Below are 18,806 nucleotides of genomic sequence, written 5' to 3'. Positions count from 1 at the left end.
GGAAAAGGTTATGTTTGATAGATATTCTCGTCAAATACTTTTCAAACCAATAGGAGAAAATGGTCAGCAAAATATCGTATTGAAACATGTGTTAATTATTGGCTGTGGTGCACTAGGCTCTGGCAATGCAGAAAACCTAGTACGTGCAGGGATAGGAAAACTAACCCTGATTGATCGTGATTATGTTGAGTTAAGTAATTTACAAAGACAACAATTATATACAGAGAAAAATGTACATGACCAAATTCCAAAGGCACTTGCAGCAAAAACCCGCTTACAAGAAATCAATTCAGAAGTTGAAATTGAGTCTTTTGTCTTAGATGCTACTTCTAATTCTCTATATCCAATTATAAAGGATATAGACTTGGTTATTGATGCAACAGATAATTTTGAGACAAGATTTATGTTAAATGATTTAATGCAAAAGCATGGTATACCATGGATTTTCGGTTCTTGTGTAGGGAGTACTGGAATGAGTTATACGATCTTTCCAGATAAAACACCGTGTTTACAATGTTTGCTGGGTACTATACCGGTATCAGGTGCAACTTGTGACTCTGTAGGAATCATCTCACCAGCCGTACAGATGGTTGTTGCACATCAAACTACGGAAGCTTTAAAAATACTAGTAGAAGATACAAAAGCACTTCGTACTAAATTGATAACCTTTGATCTATGGAATAATCATTACCATCTAATAAATGTTAATCGAGCCAAGAAAACAGATTGTCCAACATGCGGGAAAACCCCGAGTTACCCAAATTTAAACGATGAATCTAGTACTAAAACAGAAGTCCTTTGTGGAAGGAATACCGTACAAATCCGAACATCTAAAAAACTAAATTTAGATATATTGGCAAGTCGTCTACAAAAAATTGCCCCAGTAAAACATAATGACTTTTTATTATCAATAGAATATGAATCCTATCGTCTCGTATTCTTCCGTGATGGTCGAACGTTAGTTCATGGTACAGATTCCGTGGAAAAGGCGAAAACAATCTATAATCAATTGGCAGGATGAGGGGATGTTATGGTAGACAGACAAAAACTAACTTAAGCTATTGAAGCCAATTTGAAAAGTAATTCGAGGATCCCTACCACTTGTGATGCTGTTTCATGTTGAAAGTAGTAAAATAATAAATAATTCAAGGGAAAAATCACATGCAATTAAAGCGGAAACTCTATAAAGGGGATACTATTTCTTTCACGAATATATGATTATGAGAAATGAATGGAAGCTGCAGTCATCTTATTAGAAGATAAAGAAGGAACGACAATGGAGGACTTTATGGCATCCTGCTAAAAAGCTTAGAAGGAGTCGAAAGAAACATGGCTGAGTCATTATATGAAATTGTAGAAGAACCGATTCAAGTAGAATCACTTATAAAAAAAGTAGAAAGAAGAGAATCTGGTGCTATTACGACCTTTATTGGTACGGTAAGAGAATGGACTAAAGGGAAAAGAACAATTTATCTACAATACCAAGCGTATATTCCCATGGCTGTGAAAATGCTTGCTAAGATCGGTGATGAAATAGGGGATAAGTGGCCAGATACAATGGTGGCCATTACTCACCGAATCGGACATTTGGACATTTCAGATATTGCCGTGGTTATTGCAGTTTCCTCCCCACATCGTAAAGCAGCCTATGAAGCAAATGAGTATGCAATAGAACGAATTAAACAGATTGTACCTATTTGGAAAAGGGAACATTGGGAACATGGAGAAACATGGATTGGTAATCAATTAGAAACGATTTCCTATCCGAATGGAAAACCAAATGTAGAGGATGTGAAAAATGATTAAGGTCTTGTTGTTTGCACATTTACAAGAAAAACTAGGGAAAGATCAACTGGATATAGAGACAAATCAAATTAAAATTAGCGAGTTAAAACATAAATTGAAAGACCAATATTATTTAAATGAATTAGACGGGGCTATGACTGCAATTAATGAGGAGTATGCTACGGACGAGGATGTCGTAAAATCCGGTGATACAGTAGCATTTATTCCTCCTGTCAGTGGTGGTTGATATTCATCAGATTTATTCAATTTATTGGCTTTAAAATAGTGAAAAAAGAGGAAAGGGCCTTGCTTTATTAGAACAAGTAGATAATGTAAAAGCAGTACTAATCTCTTTTCTTGAAAAAAAGATAATATTTCTTATTCTGCACCGTTTGGAAATAGTGTATTCTTTAAATGGATTTTGTAATCAAATGAAAACTCTGCTAAGGAATTTTACTGATATCGTAGTTGATAAAAAACAGACATAACATGTTAGATTGATTTAGGATCATTATATTAGTTGGAAAATAGCTCAGGAGGACCGTTAATTGATAGTATAACGGGAAACAATATTTTAATTACTTGGACAGCAGCTATTATCGCTACTATGTTAATATTTTTTTGTAAAATCCAACAGTTACTGGTAATTTTACTTTGAACCAATCAGACATCTACTGGCAGTCGATCTCTAAGCTGTTCCAGAGAGCAACTGCTCAGAAAGGAATATTGCACGTCAAATGATGTAATATTTCTTCGCCTATTAGACATGTTCTCTTTTTATTCGATGGAATGTCCTTGGAAAAGGCTCTTAAGGACATTCCATCAAAAAATATATGAAGTTAAGTCTCAGCACGCTATTATGTAATTTTAGGTTATGGCAGCGCCCCTATTAAAAAGGCTTTAAAATCATTAATGCAATAATAATAATAAAAATAATATTTTCAACATGTTCTACATGGAATAATTTCTTGGATAATTGATAGTATTCTTTGGGGATTTTCTCTCCAGTATACGCACTTAATAATTTCTTAATGGGAACAGATCTCGGTTTTAAAAGATACGGTCCAAATGCTAGTGCAATTAAAAATAGGATAAGACTAGTAATATACCATCCTTGTGTAAACCAATAATTATGAAGGAAACCCATCCCTATTCCCGTAAGAAGAAGTAGACTCCCTCCTATCATTGTTAAGATATGTAATAAATTTCGAATCTTAAAAGCATGCCGTAATTCTGTCATATTACTAGGCTTGGAATGAGTAACAACAAACGTCATAACCAAACCTGGTCCCATACCAATAATGGCAGAAAATATATGAATGAATAAGAGAAATTTATATAATGTCATTCACTGTACCTCCTATCTCCTATTTATTTTACACGATTATTGCATCGATAATGGTGATACTTATCACATATAAGCTAAAATATTAAAATCATAGTGTTATTTATAATTGCTACAGTGATTGTAGTCGTCGGATCATTAATTATTGATGAGTATATTTTTCGATATATATAAAATGTAAAAATTATTAATCATTAGGTGTGAAAATTATAGAATATTAGCAAGTATCTTATGGTAAAATGTAGAAAAAGGGGGATTTATAATGAAAAAAATCATTGCATTATTAACATTATTTATTACCGTTGTAATTATATCAGCTTGCGGTGACGAGGGAGAAAGTGCTGAAAAATTAACAACTGATGATGTTATTAAAGCATTTCAAGATGCAGGTTTAGAAGCTGAGGAGCCTAAAGAAATGACTAAAGATGATTATGGAATGGCTCCAATGAAAGCTGATGAAGGTGTTAGATTCTTCATTCCTTCTTTAGGTGAAGATTCTGGAGGAAGAATTTTAACGTATAGTGATCAGGCTGATTTAGAAGAAATGAAAGAGTATTATGATTCAATGGGTGAAGAAAGTGCGATGTTATTTTCTTGGACAATGAAAAAGGACAATGTATTGGTACAAATTAATGGTGACCTAGAAGAAGATAAATACAATGAATACAAAGAAGCGTTAAACTCTATTGGTAAGTAAAAATGGCATATGCTCTTAGCTTGTAGAGAAACCCCTGTGTTTTCTACAAGCTTTTTTGTGGGCGGACGAACGCTGAATCCCCCTTGTGAAAACCAAACTGTGGGGCCTCGGATCGCCCGTTTTTGCAGAAGGGATGTTTTTCTGGAACAAGCTCTTTCATCGTGACCATTTTTATTTTAACTGGGCGCTCTTTTTTGGATGAAACATCGGTTGACAGCCTGCAGGAAAGACCCTTTTTGTACCAGCCGAAAAATGAAATCGCTTAATGAGGTTTGATATGTATGTCCTTAACAAACAAAATTACAAAGTATCCATAATCATAGCAGTTTAAAGTTGCTAAACATCTAATTTAAGTAATGCAGGTTTCTGGTCTTTCTAAAACTTTGTATTTTGTTTAAAATAGAAGGGATATGTAAAAGTATAACGAATATATAATTTAAGCAATTCGAATTTAAAAATATAAAAGGAAGTATGCTATGGTTAATTGGGAAGAGAGAAGGCAATTGGTGAAGATTGCCAATCTTTATTATGAAGACAACTGGACACAGGAACAAATTGCTAAGAAACTTACTGTTTCTCGGCCAATCATCTCTAAATCTCTTCAAAAAGCAAAAGATTTAGGAATTGTTGAATTTTATATTAATGATGAAACAGTACAGACAGTTAGTCTTGAAAAAAGACTAGAGTCTGAATACAACTTGAAAGATGCTTTGGTTATTCCATCTGTTGATAAAAAGCCCGAATTGACTTTACATTCGGTTGGTCGATCAGCAGCATATTATTTATCAAAGAATATGAAAGACATTCAAAGTCTTGGAATTTCGTGGGGTCAAACATTAACGTCCCTTGTGAAGGAATATCCATATGAATTAAGAGAAAACATGAAAGTCGTTCCTCTTGAAGGTGGTATGGGAAGAAAAAAGGTAGAAATCCATGCTAATCAATTGGCATATGAATTAGCTAAAAAGATGGGAGGAGAATGTTCCTTTTTATATGCTCCAGCAATTGTTGAATCAGAAGAATTAATGAATCGATTACGAAGCATGGAGGATATAAGTGAAGTAATCGAGGAAGGAAGAAATGTTGATATGGCGGTAATCAGTATAGGGAATCCATATGAACACTCTACCTTGAAAAGTGTCGGTTATCTCGAGGAAGAAGACGTTAAAGAACTTAAGAAATTAGGGGTAGTAGGTGATATGGGATTTAGGTTTTTTGACCAGGATGGAAAGCCTGTTCATCTGCCACGAGATAAAAGAGTAGTAGGTCTATCATTAGACGATTTAAAACAAATTAAACAAGTAGTAGCGGTTGTTGCTGGAAACTATAAAGCTGATAGTTTGTTAGGTATGTTAAAAGGTAATTATATTGATGTACTGATTACTGATGATGAAACAGCAAAAACAATCTTACAAAAATCTGGGTAACAACTCCCTTTACAGAAGAGGGAGGGTTTTAGACTAAAAACCTTGCTATTACTGGGGGTGTAAAGGGTGGTTAAAAAACCTCCCCCAGTGAACCTTAAATACTTATCATAGAACTGAATACTGTTGCTGCTTTTTTGTCTGCTTGATCATCAGAATGACCATAAGTTTTATAAACTTCTTCAGGAGTATTTCCCAATCGCTTAGCTACTGTTATGACTGATGTTTTTTGATTGAGCAATATCGTTGCATGTGTATGCCTTAGACCATGTGGGGTAATACGTTTACGTTTCACCTTTGCTTTTTTGATCATTCTATTTAAAGCGTTATTAAAAGCCATATGACGCCCAGCAGATATAAATAAGTCGCCTCTATAAATCCCTTTTGCGCCCATCCATCAAATTGCGGAAATCCTGTTTCATTGTTAGCGATGATGGTCAAAAAGCTATATGGACAGTTAATGCAAAGTGGAAAAGGGTTGCAGCAATCGGCAAATCGTTAGGATTTGAATGGGGCGGGGATTGGTCTAGCTTTAAGGATTATCCTCATTTACAAATGACTGGTGGTCTTACTTTATCACAACTACAAGCCGGTAAACGTCCAAACTTACAAGTAAAGTAGACGATACAATTACAGCACCAGATCAAAAAGTAGATTCCGAAACAGAAACAAACTGGATAAAGGTTATTGGTGATTGGAAAGGACAGACACTTAGAAATGGTCAATATGGTAAGCCTGTTAAACAATTACAAACGATGCTAGCTAAAAACAACGGTATTGATGAATATTATGGAGACGAGACAGAAGATGCAGTAGAACGTTATCAATCTTATTATGGGTTGAAACGAGATGGATTGGCTGGTAAAGAGGTTTATGGATCCTTAAAAGGGAATAAATCAAATAGTAAGTCTAAACCTAGCCAAGCTAAAGGTACCGTTCATTTGCCTGCATCTGCAAAAACGTGGAGAACGTACAAGCTTAATGTTAAACCGATCAAAAAAAATAGTGATTGGAGTCTTACCCCTGCTAGGTATGGTGGGTTAACTTATAAAATACTAGATAAACCATATCCAGATGTAGTAACTATTAAGACAGGAAGAGGTAAGCGTAATATTTATGTTGGTTCTGGTACTAGTGCTGTGGTTAAGTAAGTCTAGTGATAGTTAGTAGCAAGTATGCGAGAGTGGGCTATATATAAAGTTATGCTGCCAATGTCTGAAATGGACTATTGGCAGCATTTTTTAGATTATTAAACTTTTATACGATTACATCAGAAAGGTTTGCGGTGATAATTAATTTTCCATCATGAATACTTATAGGAATCTCAGTAACTGTTAAATTTCTTTTGTAAGGACCTTCACCAATTGGTTGTTCTTGCGGAATTGAATATATATGTTGCTCTTTAAATGTTTTTGTAATACTCTTCTTTGCCAACCTTTTGATAAATTCACTATCAATTATTTTATTAACAATCCAGTTGTCAAAAGGAATTGGTAAAGACAAAATTTTGGTTAAATTTCCTAGCACATCTAATATTATGTCATCAACCCTTCCTGGAATAATTCTTTTAATTTCTTCCCCAATTTTATCTTCAATTATCTTTCCTAAATCTTCAGGTACACCAAAAGAATGTATTTTAAATTTATCTTCAATCAATTCTAAATTAATGTTATGCTTACCATCATTTAAATTACTACTAATTCCTACAGCTAAAGAGATATCTGGTCTTATGAATTCTTCTATCCCCATAGTTAAACGAATATCAGGATTATCGCCAAATATTGACACATCAGGAAGGAAAGGTAAGTCAATTGAGCGATGCGGTAAATCAACAGATATAACAATTTCTAACTTTTCAAAAACTAACTTTAAGTGTTCAATTGCTATATTACTAGGCGACTCTAAGGTCACGCTATTGGGGGGAGAAAGTCTCGCCTTAACGTTGGCTAATATTTTAATACCATGTTCTTCAAAAATTGGTATATCTGATTCCTCATGCACAAAATTTTTACTAATAATGGTTATAAAGTTTCCAAGTGATTGTTGAGTTAAACCTATTTCTGCATAGTTCACTTTTAAATCTCCTTTTTATAAGATATCAATTATATTATGTTGTGAAAAATTAATAATATAACCACCAAAAATCACTAACATAAAACACGTATACACGTTCGTGTTTTGTGATATAATAAGAACAAACGTTCTAAAGGTGGTCTTATCATGAAAGGGTTACTTAATCGTTCTGCGGAGAATAAGCAAAAAATCATTATCTTTTATATAGATAGCAATAACAATGTAACGGAGCGTTATATTCGTGTGCTTGAAGTAAATGATAAGAGTATTTTGGCTTATTGTTACTACCGTAAAAAAGTGAGAACATTTAAGTTAGAAAATATCCTTTCAGCAGGACCAGTACGGAAGAGAGCTATGTAAAAAAAGCCCCTCATAAGAATGAGAGGCTTCATGTAACATGACACCTTAAGGGTATTAAATGACATTATATAGACTAATGGAGATGTTTGCTATCATAATATGTAGCGATTTAGTTTTTATCAACTTATTACTTTTGTTGTATGCACCTTAATTTGATGTACTTCCGACAATCACTTAATTAGCTTAACACTGGCAAACCATTAGTACATTACCGTCCGGGTCACTAATATTGAACCAGTGCCCATCTTCAATCTCGGTCAGTATCTCAATCCCATTTGATTTGACGTATTCATAGGCAACCTTAATATCTGTGGTGTCAAAGTGAAATCTCGGCATTTCATCAGGTTTATACTTTTCAAAAATTTTACTATCAAGTACAAGATTAACGTTTTCTAAAGAAACCACATAGATATGTCCATGTGCAATTTCCCCATCTGCCATAATGCCTAACAAATTGCAATACCAATCTCTTGCTTTTTTAACATCACTTACTGGGATGAAAATAGTGCTAATTCTTTTTCCAATGGGTTTGTCCATAACTTCTCATCTCTCCTTTTTTATATCCGAATCAATTTCATAATTGCTGTTTTTAAAAATGCATAGAGTTGTTCCTTGATGATTTTTAAGTTTTTTTAATAAAGATCAATTTTATTTATGCAGCTTTTAGCGTCTTATGTTTCATTTCTAGTCTAATCCGATCCGCGGCTAATCTCGAGGCATTATAAACAAGCGTCACTAAATGGAAGTGAAGCCTTGATTTTTTCCCGGTTCGGTGACGGACATTATTCAGTCCAAAGAATTCTTTCAAATAGGCATTAACACGTTCGACAGCGGTACGTTCTTTGTACAGTTCATCCCATTTTTTCGATCCCCTTGCGGGATTGGTGTACTTTCGGATATCTGTAGATTGTCTGATTTTAAAAGTCTTTTGACAAAGTGAGTCGTGTTGTAATGGGCACGTTGCACATTCCTTCGGACGTGTATATTTCAATGTCTTGTATTTTGGATCGAAGCTGTCGTAGCGATAGGAATGCTCTAGGACACAAGTCGGTGCGAAGTACTCGTCATAACCAACCGTCTCTCCTTCGTTACGTCGGTTATATGGAATGACAGCTTGTAGATCCTGATCGATTAATTGTTGATAGATTGGTTCATAATCGTAACCGGCATCGAAAAGGCCAGCAGTAAATAAAGACGGAAGATCGCGATTAATTTTCTTTAATAAAGGGATGGCTGCCTTTCCATCATTGAGGCTACCGGACGTCATCATCCCCGCAAGAATGTACTGGCTTTTTGTGCTAACGGCTAAGTGACCTTTGTAGCCAAACCAGAAGATGTTTTTTCCATCACTGTTTTTCTTGACTCCCCATTTTGGTTCGATGGGGGCTTCATTCAACAACACTTCCACTGATTCAGAAAGCTGATGAACAATTTCTTTTTCATAAATCGGACGCGCTTCTTCCTCGGCCTGTTTTTCTTTGAGCCATTGTTCACGCTCAGCTTTTGGTTTGCGTCCGCGCTTTTTCGGTGTTGTCCTTTCTTTCTTATCGGATGTATGAGCGCGATCTCTTGCCTCGAAATGAGTAGCGTCAATAGCGATGTTTTCTTCGCCGATATGCCCTTCATCGATGGCAAGAAAAATCAGCTCATCATGGATATGTTCCATCTCATCTGATTCACTGATGATAGTAACCATTCTTGAATAAGAAGCTTCAGAAGGAATTTGGTCAGAGTGAAGAAATCCACAGTCATATCGAAAAATAGGATCACGTTTTAAACGCCTAATCAGGTCTTTGATTGTTACAATTCGCTCCACCACACGAGCGATTAATGAGTAGATCATGGCACCGTAATTCAGTTCTCTTGGGGCACCAACTTTATTAGGTTTATCAAATAAATTCAAGATGGGATCCAAATTGATTGTTGAAAAAACAGCTTCAAAATGATGGGTAGGTTCCATCTCATATAATTCGTGTATGTCAAACAAGCTTTGTTGTCGTATAATAGACATAGGGGCATCTCACCTCTCTGTTTATGTTTGTGTGGTAACTAACATTATACAGGATTTGGGGAGGTGCTCTAATTTTTATGTCTTTAAAGTCTTGAGCCCCAAGGGCTCTATATTATGAAATTAACTCATCCATTAAAATATTTCGTGAAAACCCATAAAAATTCCTTCTCAAACGTTTTTTTAATTATCTCAGGAGCAATCTTCAATTATCTGACACTTTTCTTGAATAAACATCATTTAAAAGTTAAAAGTGTATGTACATAAAAATCAACTAGTAAATAATTTTCATTAGAAATATTATTAATATGTGCATAGATTAGAAAAACTGAGCAAAATTCGCTCAGTCCTTATCACTACATGCTCAGATTTACGCTTCCTCTAGTAGCTATTATGGAATAATAGCTACTGCTTGACCACCACTCCGGCTGCCCACTTCCCTTTCCGTGGGGTTTGTCCTTCAGCTAACTTTTTTGAGCAAAACCCGCTCAAAAAAGTGGATCTTCAGGTCAAACAATTCCGACAGGAGTTGAAGTGGGCGGCCTTCGCTATTATCAGGCTCTACAATGCTAGCATAAAGTAACACAGCTGCTTTTATACTCACGGATAGCGATTTTCACTTTACCCATTGTAAAAAAAGTCAACCTATTACTTATGACAAGAATTGTTGCACCTTCTCATAGCGGAGGCTAATTACGTAGACTCCTGCGGGAATAGCGCGAGCCGAAAATCCACTTTGCAACGTGTTCTTCTTTGCAAAGTTAGTTGAGGCCGTGTCCGCGGAAAGCGAAGTAATTAGTCGGAGCGTTGCCAATATACATCAAACATTTCAAAATAACTACTCGGCTTAACGCAGTCATTGCACTGATTTTATACTTTCTTAACTTTTAAAAAAGCCCCTCATAAGAGGAGCTTTTAGTGAGGTCTATTTTGCCTTTTAATATCGTCTCAAACATAGACCAAATATGTCTTTGAATGCATTTGCAAATCTTTTATCGTTTCAGGTTGATACTGTTCAATAATCTTGTTAGCTAATTCTACGGAGTTAAGATCACTTTTAGATTTCCCCATTTAAAACGCTCTTTTAGCTTTATAGTTAGTATTCTACCAAATAAAAAGCTGTGTAAGTAAGAAAACGTATGCATTTCTTACTTACACAGTTAATATTACACTCCCTTATCTTTAGGGGCTCTGAAATAGAAGATAACGTGGAACTAGATAAACTCAAAATTACTGAGCTTTTAACTGGCCACGCTTATTGGCAGTATAAGCATAATCTCTCTTGTAAACTTTCTAAGACTTCTTCTGGAACTTCCTTGAATTTAATATCCTCACCTAGGAAAAGAAGCCAATTTGTTATATCGTTCAATTCTTCGGGCATATTAATATCGATAAAAGTCTTCAGAACGGCTGTGGCTTGGTAGGGATTCGTATAGGAAATTGAAAACTTTAAAGGATGGTATTTTTTGAACTGGGCAATTGCCTTTGGACCAAATTCGATGACAAGGTTGATTGCTTCTTCCTGCTTACTTAGTATTTCTAAAACCTTTTTCTTATTTACTCTTTTTTTGTGGGGTATGGTTTTACATTGGTGAGGTGATCGACAGGAAAAACCCTCCTCCTTTCTTCTTTTAAGTCAAATCCCTCAATTTGCCATAAGCTTTTTTCACGATAAAGATGCAAGAGATAAATTGGATATGACTTTATTACCCTCCCTTCTTTGATGGTAATCAATAAATGGCTATCCAAAAGAAGGAGTTGTATGAGTTTTTCTAACATAGGATGAGGGAGGTCTGACAGATCAAGTAAATCAGGATTATTGGGATTGGTACCTTCGAAAAGCAAGATTTGATTTAATAAAACTAGGGTTTCTTGTTGGTTTTCTGGGATGAGGCCTAGCAATTTTTCAGCTAAAGACTGTCGACTTTTTAAATAGGGAAGTTGTTGATTTCTTGAGGCCATAAAGGCAATAAAAAGTGCTTTTACTTCATTATCGGTAAAGTGAATAGAAGGTAGAACAGAGTTGTTAATGATAGAATAACCTCCAGCTCTTCCAACCTCTGCTTCAAGTGGCATCCCCATAGCTTCAATTTCTCTGATATCCCTAATAGCAGTTGAACGAGAGATGTTAAATTCCCGCATAATTTCAGAAATTGTAAAGTAGGAGCGGTTGTTAATATACCGCATGATGGTATTAATCCGTTCAACTTTTTTCATTGTGACCTCCTAAACAGTATCATTTTTTGACATGATTCAATGTTATTATAAACTCAGCAAGTAAAAAAACAAATCTTTTGTTTAATTAAAAAGGAGGAATTTTGAAATGGCAAATTATACTTTAGAAGAAAAGGACAGTTTTACTGTTTTAGGTATTGGAACAGAGCTTAAGAGTGATTACACAGACTATGCTGGTATTACTAAGGAAAAGGCAGATTTTTGGCAAGCTGTCAATCAAGATGGAAGGCTTGATAAACTAAAAACTGTTGCAACAAATGACTACATTTTTGTTGTAAACGAAGCAGTGAATAATAAGATGATGCATTATGCTGGTGTCATGACGGAGGAATCCTTACCAGAAGCAACTAGACTTATTCAATTTCCTAAAGGGGAATATATCGTTGTTAAAGGGGAAGCGAATACAGATGAAGAGTTGAGTAACAAGCTTACTGGTATTGCCTTTGGTGAAGTCCTGATGGAAGTAACGGATGTATCCTATGTTGGTGGTCCAAATGCAGCAGTTGTGATGGGACAGCAAGACGGCTTAGTATATGGTGAAATGTGGATCCCTGTTGTTAGAAAATAAAGAGATAAAAGGCGGGATGGAAATCTCTCTACTTACTAAAAGGATGATTTAAAATAGACATCATAAAACAGATTACTAATGGTCTCCGTTGCCAATAAGTGATCTGTTTTGTACTTTTGATAATTTTAAATGATCATTATATCTTTTATCTAAAGTTGAAAAATGTATGGAACTAAAGTTTGAAAATAAAAAATTAAAATAAAAAATTAAAATAAAACCCTGATTCTTCTACTTGGCGTAGATAAATCAGGGTTTTATTTTCCAAAAAGTGTCTTAACGTTAGTTTTTGTCAAAAAGCTGGTAGTACCTATTGCTTAACGTTGTAAATCCGCATCTTCCTGACGCTATCCCTACATGAAGGAAACTTGGCGACGCTGGCAAATGAACGCATTATGTGAATGAGATAACTCAAACAGTAAAGTTCCTATGTTATTTTTTGTTGATTTTAGAATAACAAAAAACACGTTTTTCATTATGAGGTGTGCCTCACCTAGCCATTTCCAATGAATATTTCTAAAGTGTAGATACTCTCCAAAACATATTAATAGACGTAATCAAAAATGACGTGACCCTTGTACCGGTGTCGCATCTCCCTTAGTGATCCCTTGAAAAGTTTAAGCTATTATTGATTCCCTTTTAAGCACAACAGCCGAAAACCTTGGTTATCAACCAATTCCTCAGGTAAAACTAGACCGAAACCATAAGTTTCTTTAATTTTTAAAGAGTTTATTTGTTTGTAAATCGTCTAGCAAACCTAATGAAAATTGTATTGACAATTGAAAGAGGAAGGGGTATCATTTTTACAAATGTAACTATTTGTAACAAATGTAATTTTCGTTACCTCTATTATGAAAGGGTTTACAATTAATTAGGAAAAGGAGGCAGTAAATTGGAAATGAATAACGTAATTAGTGAAGACCTGGTTTTCTTTCTAGACGTGAATCATACCGATGAGTTATTTGAAGGGATGTTTACGGTGTTGCATCAGAAAGATTTCGTCAAAAGCAGCTTCTTAACTGCAATAAAACAAAGAGAGGTTGAATACCCGACAGGTCTAGCTACGGAAACCATAGGTGTAGCATTACCACATACTGATGCTGAACATGTCAAAAAGGAAGCAATTGGTATTGGTATACTGAAAAATCCAATCACTTTTCGACAGATGGGAATGGCTGATGCAAATGTACAAGTCAACGTAGTATTTATGCTTGCACTACAAAAACCTGAGAATCAACTAGAAGTATTACAGAAAATAACAGGTCTTATTCAACATAATAGTTTTTCAGAAATGTTAATGAATTGTTCTACGAAGAAACAAGTAATTACTACGATAGAACGTTTTACAAAAGAAGTACATGTTAATTAATCTCTTTTTAGAATAAGGAGGAATATTATGGATTACTTGCAATGGTTTGTGGATCTTGGAGCTAGCGTTATGCTACCAATCATTATCTTTGTTTTTGCGTTGGTTCTAGGCTCTAAGCCAGGAAAAGCATTTCGCTCTGGATTAACAGTAGGTATCGGTTTTATTGGTTTAAACCTAGTAATTGGACTATTAACGGATAGTTTAGGACCAGCTGCACAGTCCATGGTTGACAACTTTGGCTTCCAACTAAATACCATTGATGTTGGTTGGCCTGCTGCTGCTGCTATTTCATATGGTACTGCTTTAGGTAGTTTAGCAATCCCACTTGGTATTGCAGCAAATGTGATACTACTTGGTATTGGTTTAACAAGAACGTTAAATGTTGATGTTTGGGATTACTGGCATTGTGCATTCACTGGATCTTTAGTTTATGCACTTACGGGAGATTTTGGATTAGGTATCTTTACGATTATCGTTCACATTCTATTGATCTTTTTCTTAGGAGATATACTTGCAAAATATATTGAGAAATTTTATGGTTTTAAAAATATTACTTTCCCTCATGGGGCATCTGCACCGTCATTTTTAGTTGCATTACCTTTTAACTGGTTATTTGATAGAATTCCGGGATTTAATAAATTAGAAGCAAATCCAGAATCTATCCAAAAAAGAATGGGAATCTTCGGAGATTCAACTGTAATGGGTGTTTTAATCGGTATAGTTATCGGTATTTTAGCAGGTTACAATGTTTCGGAAGTATTACAGCTATCTGTACAAACCGGAGCTGTCATGATGTTAATGCCAAGAATGGTTGCATTACTAATGGAGGGATTATCACCAGTGTCTGAGGCTGCGGGGAACTTTGTTAAAAAACGTTTCCCAGGAAGAGACTTATATATCGGTATGGATAGTGCGTTATCTGTAGGTCATCCTGCTGTATTATCTGCATCATTGATCATTGTTCCAGTTACACTGTTCTTAGCAGTATTTTTACCAGGTAACACCGTATTGCCATTTGGTGACTTGGCAACAATTCCTTTCTTAATCTGTTTAATGGTTCCTATTTTTAAAGGGAACATCGTTCGTACAGTAATTGCTGGTTCTGTTTATATTGCTGTTGGTTTATATATTGCTACTTGGGTAGCACCGCTATTTACAAATTCAGCAGTTGCTGCCAACTTTGATATGGGAGGAAACACAAGTATCTCTGCACTTGTAGATGGTGCCGTTTGGACAACATTTGTTTTCGTCTGGTTACCTAAAGTATTTAGCTGGTATGGTATTGGTGCATTAGGCTTAGTTATTTTTTTAGGATTAATCTATGTGAATAAAATCAAACCGAAGCAAAAACTAAAATCCTCTAATGAAGGAGTGGCATAGTGTGTACTCTGAATTACGTGAAGAAATTTGTCAGGCAAACAAAAAGCTTAAGGATAATGGCTTAGTACGATGGACGAGCGGGAATGTTAGTTATCGTATTCCTGGTATTAATCGAGTAATTATAAAACCTAGTGGTGTAGATTTTGATGACTTGACTGCTGCAAGTATGGTTATAGTCAACTTAGCTGGAGAGGTAATTGAAGGGGATCTTAAACCATCCGTAGATACAGAAAGCCATTTATATGTTTATAAACATATGGAAAATATCCATAGTGTAATTCATACGCATTCTCCTTTTGCAACAAGCTTTGCTATAAGAGGAAGAGACCTTCCTAGTTATACAACAACTGCTGCTAACATTTTTAAACATCGTGTTCCATGTTCTGGGTTTGCTTCTATAGGAGGTAAAGAGATTGGTAGAGAAATTGTTCAAAACATCGGAGAATCACCAGCAATATTATTGAAGAACCATGGGGTTTTTACTATTGGTGAGTCTATTGACAAAGCATTAAAGGCTGCGGTTATATTAGAAGAGACTGCTGAATATGCTTTTTATGCATTATTACAAGAACCGAATATCGATCCTCTATCAAGTGAAATCATAGAGCAATGTAATGATTTTTATCTAACATCTTATGGACAATAATAAAAGATAAACTGGAGGTATTCATGATGAAAAAACTTTTAATTATGTGTGGTACCGGTATTGCAACGTCAACTGTCGTAACTGGAAAGGTGAAAGAATGGCTTAAAGACAATAATCTAGATGATAAAGTTTCTCTACATCAGTCTAAAATAAGCGATGAACTAGGAAGAATTGATGATTATGATGTAATAATTTCCACTACACTTGTACCAGAAAACGTTAAAGAAAAAGTTATAGATGGAGTACCATTATTAACGGGAATGGGTATCGACGAAATGTATGATAAAGTCCTTCAGAAATTAAATAGTTAAGATAATAATAAACTTTCGTTAATCCTTAACGGAAGTTTATTTCGTGTTAAGCAAGTATTGTCTTGTATTTACTAGTAGTTTAGCTAAATCGTAGTTAGTAGTAGATAGAGAATGTACCGTAATTTTTGTTTATAAATCTGGAGAAAGATATCACTTAACAGCAAGGAGGGATCCGCTACAGTGTAGCCTATGGAATAGGCTTTATTTTAATTTAGGAAATGAAGAAAATTATAAATTTTAACCATGTGAATAAATATGGGCGTGTTGAGCCACGTTCAATTCCAGCGCCTAAACTAGACGACTTCACGCATCTTTCTAAGATAAGTCATTATTGGCTCGTAAGCACATCGTGATTCCTTTATCTCTATTGACTCGCTCCAGTCGCTACATTTCTAATCGAGCGATTGTGGCTTTGTTCCATCATTGTTTGTGGGGAAGTATACCAACCACCATTTCAATTAATAGAAACAAAGCAGATAAACCTAAGCTTTCACTACTAATAATTAAAAAATTAATGATATCGCATTAAAACCCTTGACGCAAGCAGTTAAACATACTATGATTATTACAAATGTAACCATAAAGAACATTTGTAAAAAATAGGGGTGAATGAAATTGAAATTGACAGAAGAAAAGTTATTAGCTCCAAAGATTAGTAACGAAAAGTTAGTAGGTTTGTATAAACAAATGTGGCTCATTCGTTATTTTGACGAAAAAGTAGATGAGTTTTTTGCCAAAGGCATGATTCATGGTACCACCCATTTAGCTGTGGGACAGGAGGCAAGTGCATCCGGAGTCTGTGCATTATTAGATATTGATGATAAAATCACGAGCACACACAGAGGACACGGGCATTGTATTGCTAAAGGTGCAACAGCTGACAAAATGATGGCAGAGTTGTTTGGTCGTACAACTGGTTATTGTAAAGGTAAAGGTGGATCCATGCACATCGCGGATGTTGACATGGGGAACTTAGGAGCAAACGGAATTGTTGCAGGTGGTATTCCTTTGGCTGTAGGTTCTGCTTTAACTGCTAAAATGAAGAATCTGAATTATGTAACCGTTTGCTTTTTTGGTGATGGAGCCACGAACGAAGGAAGCTTCCATGAAGCAGTAAATCTAGCTTCTATCTGGGATTTACCCGTTATTTTTGTTTGTGAAAATAATCAATATGGAATGTCAGGGTCTGTTAAAGAAATGATCAATGTGGACGACATTGCAACACGAGCAAAGGCTTATGGCATTCCTGGTGTTGTTGCTGATGGAAATGACATTATAGAAATAATGAATGTTACAGATGATGCGATCAAACGTGCTCGTCGTGGTGATGGTCCAACTCTTATCGAAGCCAAAACATATCGCTGGAAAGGTCATTCGAAGAGTGATGCGAAGAAATATCGTACACGTGAAGAGGAAAAAGAATGGCGTGCGAAAGATCCAATCAAACGATACAAGCAAGTTTTAATTGATGCTGGTTTATTTACGGAAGAAACAGCAGAAGAACTTCGTTTAGCTGCGAAGAAAGAAATAGAAGATGCAGTTAAGTTTTCAGAAGAAAGTCCGATGCCAACTTTAGATGACTTGTTAACAGACGTTTATGCGTAGGAGGGAAAATCAAATGAGAGAGATAACTTATTTAGAGGCAGTACGTGAAGCAATGAGTCTAGAAATGCGTAAAAATAAGGATGTATTTATTTTAGGGGAGGATATCGGTGTTTATGGTGGAGCGTTCGGTGTTACACGCGGCATGATAGAGGAATTTGGCCCAGAGCGTGTTCGTAACACTCCAATTAGCGAAGCAGGTATCGCTGGTGCTGCAGTAGGTTCAGCACTAACTGGTATGCGACCAATTCTTGAATTACAATTCTCAGATTTTATTACGATAGCATTAGATCAAATTGTTAACCAAGCGGCGAAAATTCGTTATATGTATGGTGGAAAAGGAAAGGTCCCAATGGTAGTGAGGACTCCAAGTGGCTCTGGAACAGGTGCTGCTGCACAGCATTCTCAAAGCTTAGAAGCATGGGTAACGCATATTCCAGGGCTTAAAGTGGTTCAACCTTCTACTGCCTATGATGCAAAAGGATTACTGAAGGCCGCAATGGATGATGACAATCCTGTTATTTTTTATGAACATAAATTATTATACAAAACTTCTTCAGATGTGCCTGAAGAAGCATATAGTCTGCCATTAGGTAAAGCGGATGTTAAACGAGAAGGTTCTGATGTCACTATTGTCGCAACAGCAATCATGGTACACCGTGCACTAGAAGCAGCAGCAGAACTTGAAAAAGAAGGAATCAGTATAGAGGTGATTGACCCTTGTACTTTAGTACCGTTAGATGAAGAAACCATTATTAAATCGGTAGTGAAAACAGGACGTGTGGTTGTGGTTCACGAAGCGGTTAAACGAGGTGGATACGGTGGTGAAATCGCTAGTATGATTGCAGAAAGTGAAGCGTTCGATTATCTTGATGCTCCGATTAAACGTCTGGGTGGAGCACCGTCTCCTGTGCCATATCATCCAGATCTTGAAAAAGCACATGCTCCACAAGTATCGAATATTATTCAAGCTGCAAAAGAAACTTTAAACAAGGTTTAAGGGGGG

Annotated in this window: 21 protein-coding genes and 2 pseudogenes; 15 read left to right on the top strand and 8 right to left on the bottom strand. The window is 35.7% G+C overall.

Going from position 1 to position 18,806, the window contains the following annotated elements:
• Positions 1-10 precede the first annotated feature (10 nt).
• The 3 genes from D9782_RS15875 (at position 11) to moaD (ending at position 2,032) form a co-directional block, all read left to right on the top strand.
• A complete protein-coding gene (locus D9782_RS15875; RefSeq protein ID WP_121605167.1) occupies positions 11-1,021 on the top strand; it encodes a MoeB/ThiF family adenylyltransferase in 1,011 nt (336 codons plus the stop codon).
• A gap of 308 nt (positions 1,022-1,329) precedes the next feature.
• Positions 1,330-1,806: a molybdenum cofactor biosynthesis protein MoaE gene (locus D9782_RS15870; RefSeq protein ID WP_026682749.1), complete on the top strand. Its 477-nt coding sequence runs from the start codon at positions 1,330-1,332 to the stop codon at positions 1,804-1,806.
• Positions 1,799-2,032: a molybdopterin converting factor subunit 1 gene (gene moaD, locus D9782_RS15865; protein WP_121605166.1), complete on the top strand. Its 234-nt coding sequence runs from the start codon at positions 1,799-1,801 to the stop codon at positions 2,030-2,032. The genes D9782_RS15870 and moaD overlap by 8 nt, the downstream gene beginning before the upstream one ends.
• 642 nt (positions 2,033-2,674) lie before the next feature.
• Here the strand turns inward: moaD and D9782_RS15860 are convergent.
• On the bottom strand, positions 2,675-3,133 hold the full coding sequence (locus D9782_RS15860; RefSeq protein ID WP_026682751.1) for a DUF2269 family protein: 459 nt from the start codon (positions 3,131-3,133) through the stop codon (positions 2,675-2,677).
• 259 nt (positions 3,134-3,392) lie between these two features.
• Here D9782_RS15860 and D9782_RS15855 point away from each other — a divergent pair, with 259 nt between their 5' ends.
• Together D9782_RS15855 and D9782_RS15850 are read left to right on the top strand one after the other, a co-directional pair.
• Positions 3,393-3,827 carry a hypothetical protein gene (locus D9782_RS15855; protein ID WP_026682752.1) on the top strand — a complete coding sequence of 145 codons (435 nt, stop codon included), beginning with the start codon at positions 3,393-3,395 and terminating at the stop codon, positions 3,825-3,827.
• A gap of 476 nt (positions 3,828-4,303) precedes the next feature.
• Positions 4,304-5,254 carry a sugar-binding transcriptional regulator gene (locus D9782_RS15850; RefSeq protein WP_121605165.1) on the top strand — a complete coding sequence of 317 codons (951 nt, stop codon included), beginning with the start codon at positions 4,304-4,306 and terminating at the stop codon, positions 5,252-5,254.
• A gap of 94 nt (positions 5,255-5,348) precedes the next feature.
• Here D9782_RS15850 and D9782_RS15845 read toward each other — a convergent pair whose 3' ends face one another.
• The gene (locus D9782_RS15845) at positions 5,349-5,564 is read right to left on the bottom strand and encodes a tyrosine-type recombinase/integrase (protein ID WP_240455747.1); all 216 of its coding nucleotides are present in this window, start codon (positions 5,562-5,564) and stop codon (positions 5,349-5,351) included.
• Between the two features lie 89 nt (positions 5,565-5,653).
• On the opposite strand from D9782_RS15845, the gene D9782_RS15840 reads away from it, so the two are divergent.
• The gene (locus tag D9782_RS15840; RefSeq protein ID WP_026682754.1) at positions 5,654-5,872 is read left to right on the top strand and encodes a M15 family metallopeptidase; all 219 of its coding nucleotides are present in this window, start codon (positions 5,654-5,656) and stop codon (positions 5,870-5,872) included.
• 134 nt (positions 5,873-6,006) lie between these two features.
• Entirely contained in the window at positions 6,007-6,402 is a 396-nt protein-coding gene (locus D9782_RS15835) for a peptidoglycan-binding domain-containing protein (protein WP_121605163.1), read from the top strand.
• Positions 6,403-6,508: 106 nt separating this feature from the next.
• On the opposite strand, the gene D9782_RS15830 is transcribed toward D9782_RS15835, so the two are convergent.
• Positions 6,509-7,324 carry a hypothetical protein gene (locus D9782_RS15830; protein WP_121605162.1) on the bottom strand — a complete coding sequence of 272 codons (816 nt, stop codon included), beginning with the start codon at positions 7,322-7,324 and terminating at the stop codon, positions 6,509-6,511.
• A 147-nt stretch (positions 7,325-7,471) separates the two neighbouring features.
• Here D9782_RS15830 and D9782_RS15825 point away from each other — a divergent pair, with 147 nt between their 5' ends.
• Positions 7,472-7,684: a hypothetical protein gene (locus D9782_RS15825; RefSeq protein ID WP_026682756.1), complete on the top strand. Its 213-nt coding sequence runs from the start codon at positions 7,472-7,474 to the stop codon at positions 7,682-7,684.
• Between the two features lie 183 nt (positions 7,685-7,867).
• Here D9782_RS15825 and D9782_RS15820 read toward each other — a convergent pair whose 3' ends face one another.
• The 5 genes and pseudogenes from D9782_RS15820 to D9782_RS15810 form a co-directional block, all read right to left on the bottom strand.
• On the bottom strand, positions 7,868-8,221 hold the full coding sequence (locus D9782_RS15820; protein ID WP_026682757.1) for a VOC family protein: 354 nt from the start codon (positions 8,219-8,221) through the stop codon (positions 7,868-7,870).
• A 115-nt stretch (positions 8,222-8,336) separates the two neighbouring features.
• A complete protein-coding gene (locus tag D9782_RS15815) occupies positions 8,337-9,695 on the bottom strand; it encodes a transposase (RefSeq protein ID WP_121604346.1) in 1,359 nt (452 codons plus the stop codon).
• A gap of 457 nt (positions 9,696-10,152) precedes the next feature.
• Positions 10,153-10,296 carry a hypothetical protein gene (locus D9782_RS22995; protein WP_162986409.1) on the bottom strand — a complete coding sequence of 48 codons (144 nt, stop codon included), beginning with the start codon at positions 10,294-10,296 and terminating at the stop codon, positions 10,153-10,155.
• 319 nt (positions 10,297-10,615) lie between these two features.
• Positions 10,616-10,763: pseudogene (locus tag D9782_RS23620) on the bottom strand (IS256 family transposase); the annotation flags it as partial.
• A gap of 184 nt (positions 10,764-10,947) precedes the next feature.
• Positions 10,948-11,909: pseudogene (locus D9782_RS15810) on the bottom strand (helix-turn-helix transcriptional regulator).
• 106 nt (positions 11,910-12,015) lie between these two features.
• Between D9782_RS15810 and D9782_RS15805 the strand changes: the two are divergent.
• From D9782_RS15805 to D9782_RS15775, 7 genes are all read left to right on the top strand, one after another.
• Complete coding sequence (locus tag D9782_RS15805) at positions 12,016-12,495, top strand: GyrI-like domain-containing protein (protein WP_026682497.1); 480 nt, start codon at positions 12,016-12,018, stop codon at positions 12,493-12,495.
• An 895-nt stretch (positions 12,496-13,390) separates the two neighbouring features.
• Positions 13,391-13,861, top strand: a complete 471-nt coding sequence (locus D9782_RS15800; protein WP_226983657.1) for a PTS sugar transporter subunit IIA — start codon at positions 13,391-13,393, stop codon at positions 13,859-13,861.
• Between the two features lie 27 nt (positions 13,862-13,888).
• A complete protein-coding gene (locus D9782_RS15795) occupies positions 13,889-15,241 on the top strand; it encodes a PTS galactitol transporter subunit IIC (RefSeq protein WP_205601737.1) in 1,353 nt (450 codons plus the stop codon).
• 1 nt (position 15,242) lies between these two features.
• Positions 15,243-15,887 carry an L-ribulose-5-phosphate 4-epimerase gene (locus tag D9782_RS15790; protein ID WP_121605160.1) on the top strand — a complete coding sequence of 215 codons (645 nt, stop codon included), beginning with the start codon at positions 15,243-15,245 and terminating at the stop codon, positions 15,885-15,887.
• 44 nt (positions 15,888-15,931) lie between these two features.
• Complete coding sequence (locus tag D9782_RS15785) at positions 15,932-16,198, top strand: PTS sugar transporter subunit IIB (protein ID WP_371413962.1); 267 nt, start codon at positions 15,932-15,934, stop codon at positions 16,196-16,198.
• 609 nt (positions 16,199-16,807) lie between these two features.
• Entirely contained in the window at positions 16,808-17,803 is a 996-nt protein-coding gene (locus D9782_RS15780) for a thiamine pyrophosphate-dependent dehydrogenase E1 component subunit alpha (RefSeq protein WP_051388427.1), read from the top strand.
• Positions 17,804-17,816: 13 nt separating this feature from the next.
• Positions 17,817-18,800 (top strand): alpha-ketoacid dehydrogenase subunit beta, encoded by a 984-nt coding sequence (locus tag D9782_RS15775; RefSeq protein ID WP_026682503.1) that lies wholly within the window; start codon positions 17,817-17,819, stop codon positions 18,798-18,800.
• Positions 18,801-18,806: the final 6 nt, after the last annotated feature.

The sequence above is a fragment of the Virgibacillus sp. Bac332 genome, assembly GCF_003667785.1.
Taxonomy (GTDB): Bacteria; Bacillota; Bacilli; order Bacillales; family Amphibacillaceae; genus Virgibacillus; species Virgibacillus salarius.
Note: the sequence above shows the minus strand (reverse complement) of the source record. Positions and strands in the feature narration are given on the sequence as shown.